Origin of the sequence: Phytoactinopolyspora endophytica (genome assembly GCF_004138495.1) — a bacterium.
In the GTDB taxonomy this organism is placed as follows: domain Bacteria; phylum Actinomycetota; class Actinomycetes; order Jiangellales; family Jiangellaceae; genus Phytoactinopolyspora; species Phytoactinopolyspora endophytica.
In genome coordinates, this window is the sequence record NZ_ML142852.1 from 135,082 (window position 1) to 140,177 (window position 5,096).

Annotated in this window: 5 protein-coding genes; all 5 read right to left on the reverse strand. The window is 69.7% G+C overall.

The window, feature by feature from the left end; genetic code table 11:
• Nucleotides 1-212: 212 nt before the first annotated feature.
• On the reverse strand, nt 213-1,307 hold the full coding sequence (locus tag ELR45_RS08975; RefSeq protein WP_205856279.1) for a C45 family autoproteolytic acyltransferase/hydrolase: 1,095 nt from the start codon (nt 1,305-1,307) through the stop codon (nt 213-215).
• Nucleotides 1,308-1,422: 115 nt separating this feature from the next.
• Nucleotides 1,423-2,439 (reverse strand): P1 family peptidase, encoded by a 1,017-nt coding sequence (locus ELR45_RS08980; protein ID WP_205856280.1) that lies wholly within the window; start codon nt 2,437-2,439, stop codon nt 1,423-1,425.
• A complete protein-coding gene (locus ELR45_RS08985) occupies nt 2,436-3,293 on the reverse strand; it encodes an ATP-binding cassette domain-containing protein (protein ID WP_240759350.1) in 858 nt (285 codons plus the stop codon). Before ELR45_RS08985 ends, ELR45_RS08980 begins: the two co-directional genes overlap by 4 nt.
• Entirely contained in the window at nt 3,290-4,321 is a 1,032-nt protein-coding gene (locus tag ELR45_RS08990; protein WP_129665273.1) for an ABC transporter ATP-binding protein, read from the reverse strand. The genes ELR45_RS08985 and ELR45_RS08990 overlap by 4 nt, the downstream gene beginning before the upstream one ends.
• On the reverse strand, nt 4,318-5,096 hold a 779-nt coding region (locus tag ELR45_RS08995; protein ID WP_165367622.1), incomplete at its 5' end, for an ABC transporter permease. The genes ELR45_RS08995 and ELR45_RS08990, both read right to left, overlap by 4 nt.

Genomic DNA, 5,096 nt, shown 5'->3' on the forward strand with positions numbered 1-5,096 from the left:
TACTGGTCAATGGAACGGTGGGTGCCGCCGCCGCCGTCGACGGGCGCGAACGGGTGACGACCTTCACGATCGCCGCCGGGAGGATCACGCAGATGGAGGTCATCATCGACCCCGTGCGCCTCCGCGAGCTCGACCTGGCGCTGCTCGACTGAGCGAAGGCGCAGCGTCCTGCGGAGCGCGCATCAGGAGCCTCGCTCCGCAGGACGTTGTGACTAGATGGTCTGCCAGGTGTCCGCCGTCACCTGGCACGGTCCGCCCCGGTGGACGCTGAGCCGGAACCCGGCGACATCCAGGCTCACGGTCGCCAGCGTCTCCGAACGCAGCTCGAACGGGTCGTCCGGCGATGCGTGCGCGCACACGGGTGCGCCGTCATCGGTGTGGCAGCGCATCGCCTCCACCCGATCCATGAGGTCATCCGAGCCGAGCTCGCCGGCCCGCTCCCGCAGATGCTTCATCCGGTCGTAGGTGTTGGGGCGTTCCGGGGCCAGCGTGTCGCCGTCGCTCAGGGAGGGGTCGAGGAAGTGGTTGGTGTGGACGTAGAGTCCGTCGTCATCGGCATTCACCACCCCGACGCCGGACGGGCTGAGCTCCAGTCCGCGCACCCGGCCACGTGCGCCGTCGAAGGTCACGACGGTCAGCACGGTCGAGGCGGACAGGTCAGCTGAGCGGGCGATCTCCTCGGCCTGCTCGATGTCGGTGGCCTCGTCCAGGATCCGGCGGGCGACCGCGTGCACCGGCACGCCGATCCGCTCATGGTCAGAGGCATGCCGGAGGATGTTGAAGTGCACGCCGAGACCCGCGCTGTTCACTCCGATCTTGCCCACCATGCCGAACTCGCTGAGCCCGCGGACCGAGTGGTCGGGGTTGAGATCGTAGACCAGCAGTACCGGCGTCTCACGCATCCGCTCGTTCCAGTCCCAGGTCTGGATGGTCCGCGGAGGGCGTTTCCCACCGGGCAGCGCCACCGCCGTCGAGCACTCGGTCGCCGCCCCGGCGACGCGGGCTGCGGCGATGATCTCGGTCCGGGCGTTGATCGCGCCGACCTGCCAGAGCTTCAGACTGGCGCCGCCGGCGACACCCGCGATCTCGTCCGCGAGGTCAGGGGCCCACTCCGCGAGCCGGTCGATCGCCCGCATGCTCCACGAGCGAACCTGGTCCGCGGTCGCACCGAACGCCTGGAACAGCTCCAGATACGCGGCGAAGCTCGCCCAGATCTCCGTCCGCCAGGTCGCACCGAGCTCACGGCCCCGGTCGACCGCGATCATCTGCGCCGAGGTGAAAGTGGGGAACGTCGACGTCGCGCTCACTGCATCACTCCTGAACCTGGTTAGCGACGAGGCATGGGCACGACGTCGCAGTCACACCGTAGACGGACACCGACGCAATTCGTGACATCGGACGCAAAATGCCCTCACGAGTTGATCATCCCACACTGCTCAGCACGGCGTCCCACGCCACCTCCGACGCTAACGCGCCCAACCCGGTTGGTGTCGTCCCGCTCAGCTCGACCTGGTCCGTCGTCACGGCGAACAGCACGTCGCCGTCGTTCTCGGTGTGGAACGGCTGGATGGCGCGGTGCATCGAGCTGTGCACCTGGCGAGCCAGCTGGTTCAGGCTGTAGTCGGAGAGCTTGACGTTGGTCACCAGCACGGTAAGGGTCGTGTTCCCACCCGCAGCCGGCGTCGGCGCGGCGGCCCCGGCGATCGCCGCTTCATAGTCCGCAGCGGGATGCCGGCGCTCCCCGGCGTCGGCGTGATAGTTCCCCCGGACCACCGCACCGCTCCTGTCGACGACGACGCCGATGGCGTTCACGACGGTGCCCACCAGCACCTTCACATCACCGACCGCCCGGAACGCGGCTCCCTGCCCGGAGAACTCCGCCCGGGCGAAGGCCATCTTGCCCACGGATGCGCTGCTGCCCGCCCCGCACCGTCCGACCGGGAAGAGTCCTTCCTTCGCGTGGTGGACCGCGGCGCGGCCGAGAGCGTCATCGGGGACGATCGCGTTGTCCCGGGCGGAGAAGTCGTAGATCACCGCGCCGGAGACCAGCTGCAGGTCCGTCCACCTGACCCGGTTCCGCTGCCGCGCCAGCAACTCGGCCGAGACCCCGGCCGCAGCCGACATGCCATACACCGAGCCCCCGGTCAGGCAGATGGCGTGGTTGTACTCGTAGCCGCCGCTGAGCCCCACGGCGCCCCCTCGCGCATCCACCGCTGTCCGGGCGCCCGCCGGAACATGGAGCACCGTGCACCCGGTGGGCCCTTCGCCATACTCGGCGGTCCCGACCGAGACACCGGGGATGTCGAACTCGACGTCGGTCCGGCCAGGGCTGAGCTGCGGGGTCAGCGACAGGTCGGAGTTGCCGGTGGCATCCGGAGCGAAAGTCGACGGCGTCGCGGAGCGCGGATCACCCGCCGGTGTCGCGGTTCCGATGGTCACAGGGCCTCCAAGAGCTGTCTCGAGTATTCGTGCGACGGATTGGCATAGAACGTCTCGGTCTCGGCTGTCTCGACGACCTCGCCGTGCCGCATCACCGCGATCCGGTGCGCGACGTACCGGACAGCGCCCAGGTCGTGCGAGATGAACAGGGCGCTGAATCCGAACTCGGCCTGCAGATCCTTGATCAGGTTGAGAATCTGGGCCTGCACCGACACGTCGAGGGCACTGACCGCCTCGTCGAAGACGACGAACCGTGGCCGGGTGATCAGGGCCCGGGCAATGGCCACTCGTTGTCGCTGGCCACCGGAGAGCTCGTGCGGATAACGTTCAGCGAAGCTCGGCTCCAGCCCGACTTCTTCGAGCATGACGCGGACGGCCTCCGCAGCGCCGACGTCCCTCGTTCGATGTGTCGCCGCTCCAACCCGACGGTCACGCTCCACATCTCCCTCGTTCCTCGTCCGATGTGTCGCCGCTCCGAAAGGCTCCGCGACGCTGTCACCCACCCGCATCCTGGGATCCAGGGACCACTGCGGGTGCTGCAGCACCACCTGGATGCTGCCGGCCAGGCCGCGGCGGCGCTTCGCCACACCGGGCACACCCTCGAACCGCACAGCTCCCGACGTCGGCCGTTGGAGCCCCAGCGCCACCATGCCCGTCGTCGTCTTCCCCGAACCGGACTCGCCCACCACGCCCAGTGTCTCGCCGGGCTCGATCCGCAGCGAGACGTCTCTCATGGCGTGCACGTGCTCGCGCCGGAACAGCCCTGAAGAGAACACCACGCTCACCTCGTCGAGCTCGAGCACCGGCGGGCCGGCGCCGACATCGCCGCCCGGGTGTCCGTCCTCACCGCTCACGTCGTCTCCTCTCCCACCGGCACCGGCACCGGCGCCATTCGGCTGGGCGGCGGGGCGTGCGCGGCCAGCGCTCCGGACTCCGCCAGCTCCGCGGCGCGGTGACACAGGACGTCCTGCGTTCGCACCCGCACCGGGCGTGGACGTTCCACCGCGCACCGCTGGACCGCGAATCGGCAGCGGTCCGCGAAGGCACACCCGGGCGACGGGCCGGTCAGCACGGGAGGCCGGCCCGGCACCGGCTGAAGTCGTTCTCCGGGCGCTGCCGCCGCGGGTGCAGAGCCGGCCAATGCGTCGGTGTACGGATGCGCGGGCCGGGCGAGCACCTCTGCGGCCGGACCGTCCTCCACCACCCGGCCGCCGTACATCACCGCGACCCGCGCACACCGGCGACCGACGGCGGCCAGATCGTGGCTGAGCCAGAGGATTCCGCTGCCCGCCTCCGCCGCCAGCGTGAAGACCACGCTGAGCACGTCGTCGCGCACCTGGCTGTCCAGCGCCGCGGTGGGCTCGTCGGCCACCAGTAGTTCCGGCTCACTCGCCATCGCGATGGCGATCGCCACTCGTTGCGCCATCCCGCCGGACAGCTGGTGCGGATACGCACGGGCGACGCGGCGTGGGTCGGGCAGCTTGACGCGTTCCAGGTGGCGTGCCACGTCGGGCGCGGACCCGCGGCCGCGCAAGGCGAGCTTGAGCTGAGCACCGACCCGCTTGGTCGGATCGAGGGAACCGATCGGGTCCTGAAAGATGAAGCCGAGCCGCTCCCGGCGGAGCCGACGCATCCCGCCGATCGACAGCCCGAAGACCTCCTCGCCGTCGACGCTCATGGTTCCCGCGACACTCTGTGCGTTCTGCGGCAAGAGCCGGCCGACCGCCGATCCCAGCGTCGACTTCCCGGATCCGCTCTCGCCGACGATGCCGACCGTCTCTCCCGGCTCGACCGTGAGGTCCACGCCGTCGAGCGCCCGCACCCGGCGGTCGGGAGCCTCGTAGTCCACGGCCAGGTTGTCGACCACCAGGAATGGGTTCATCTCAGAGACCTCGTCTCTCGCGGTTCGAACCGGTCGCGCAAGCCGTCGCCGACCACGTTGATGGACAGTATCGCCAGGATCAGCACCACACCAGGAGCGATGATCAGCCAAGGTGCCGCCACCATGTAGACACCGCCCTCCTGGATCAGCACGCCCAGTGAAGCCTGTGGCGGCTGCACGCCGAGTCCGAGGAAACTCAGACCGCCCTCGACCAGGATCCCCACGGAGAGTGCGTAGGTTCCCTGCACCGCGATGGTGCCGGAGACGTTCGGCAGCACGTGGCGGACCAGGATCTTCGGCAGCCGCACACCGCTGACGATCGCCGAGGTGACGTAGTCACGCTGGGACACCGCCGCGGACGCCGCCCGGACCAGTCGTGTCATCAGGGGGATGGTCACCAGGACGATCGCCGCCATCGCCGCCGGGCGTCCCGGCCCGACGACCGCCGCGACCAGGATCGCCAGCACGATCGACGGGAACGCGTACAACAGCTCGACCAGCCGCATGACCAGGTCATTCAGGGCACCTCCGGCGTATCCCGCCAGGATGCCGAGGGCTGTGCTCAGCACGGCGGTCGCCAGCACCGCGATCGACGAGAGCAGCAGCGTCACGCCGACGCCCTCCAGCAGCCTGGGCACCAGTGACCTGCCGAGATGATCTGTCCCCAGCCAATGCTCCGGGCTCGGCGGTTGCAGCCGTGCCCCGGCGAGCTCCGCTGGGTCACCACCGAGGTTCGCCATCGAGCCGAATGCGGCCACCACCAGCAGCGTCAGGC

Coding starts and splice junctions, on each gene's coding strand:
- ELR45_RS08990 (WP_129665273.1), bottom strand. CDS start 4,321: ATGAACCCATTCCTGGTGGTCGACAACCTGGCCGTGGACTACGAGGCT.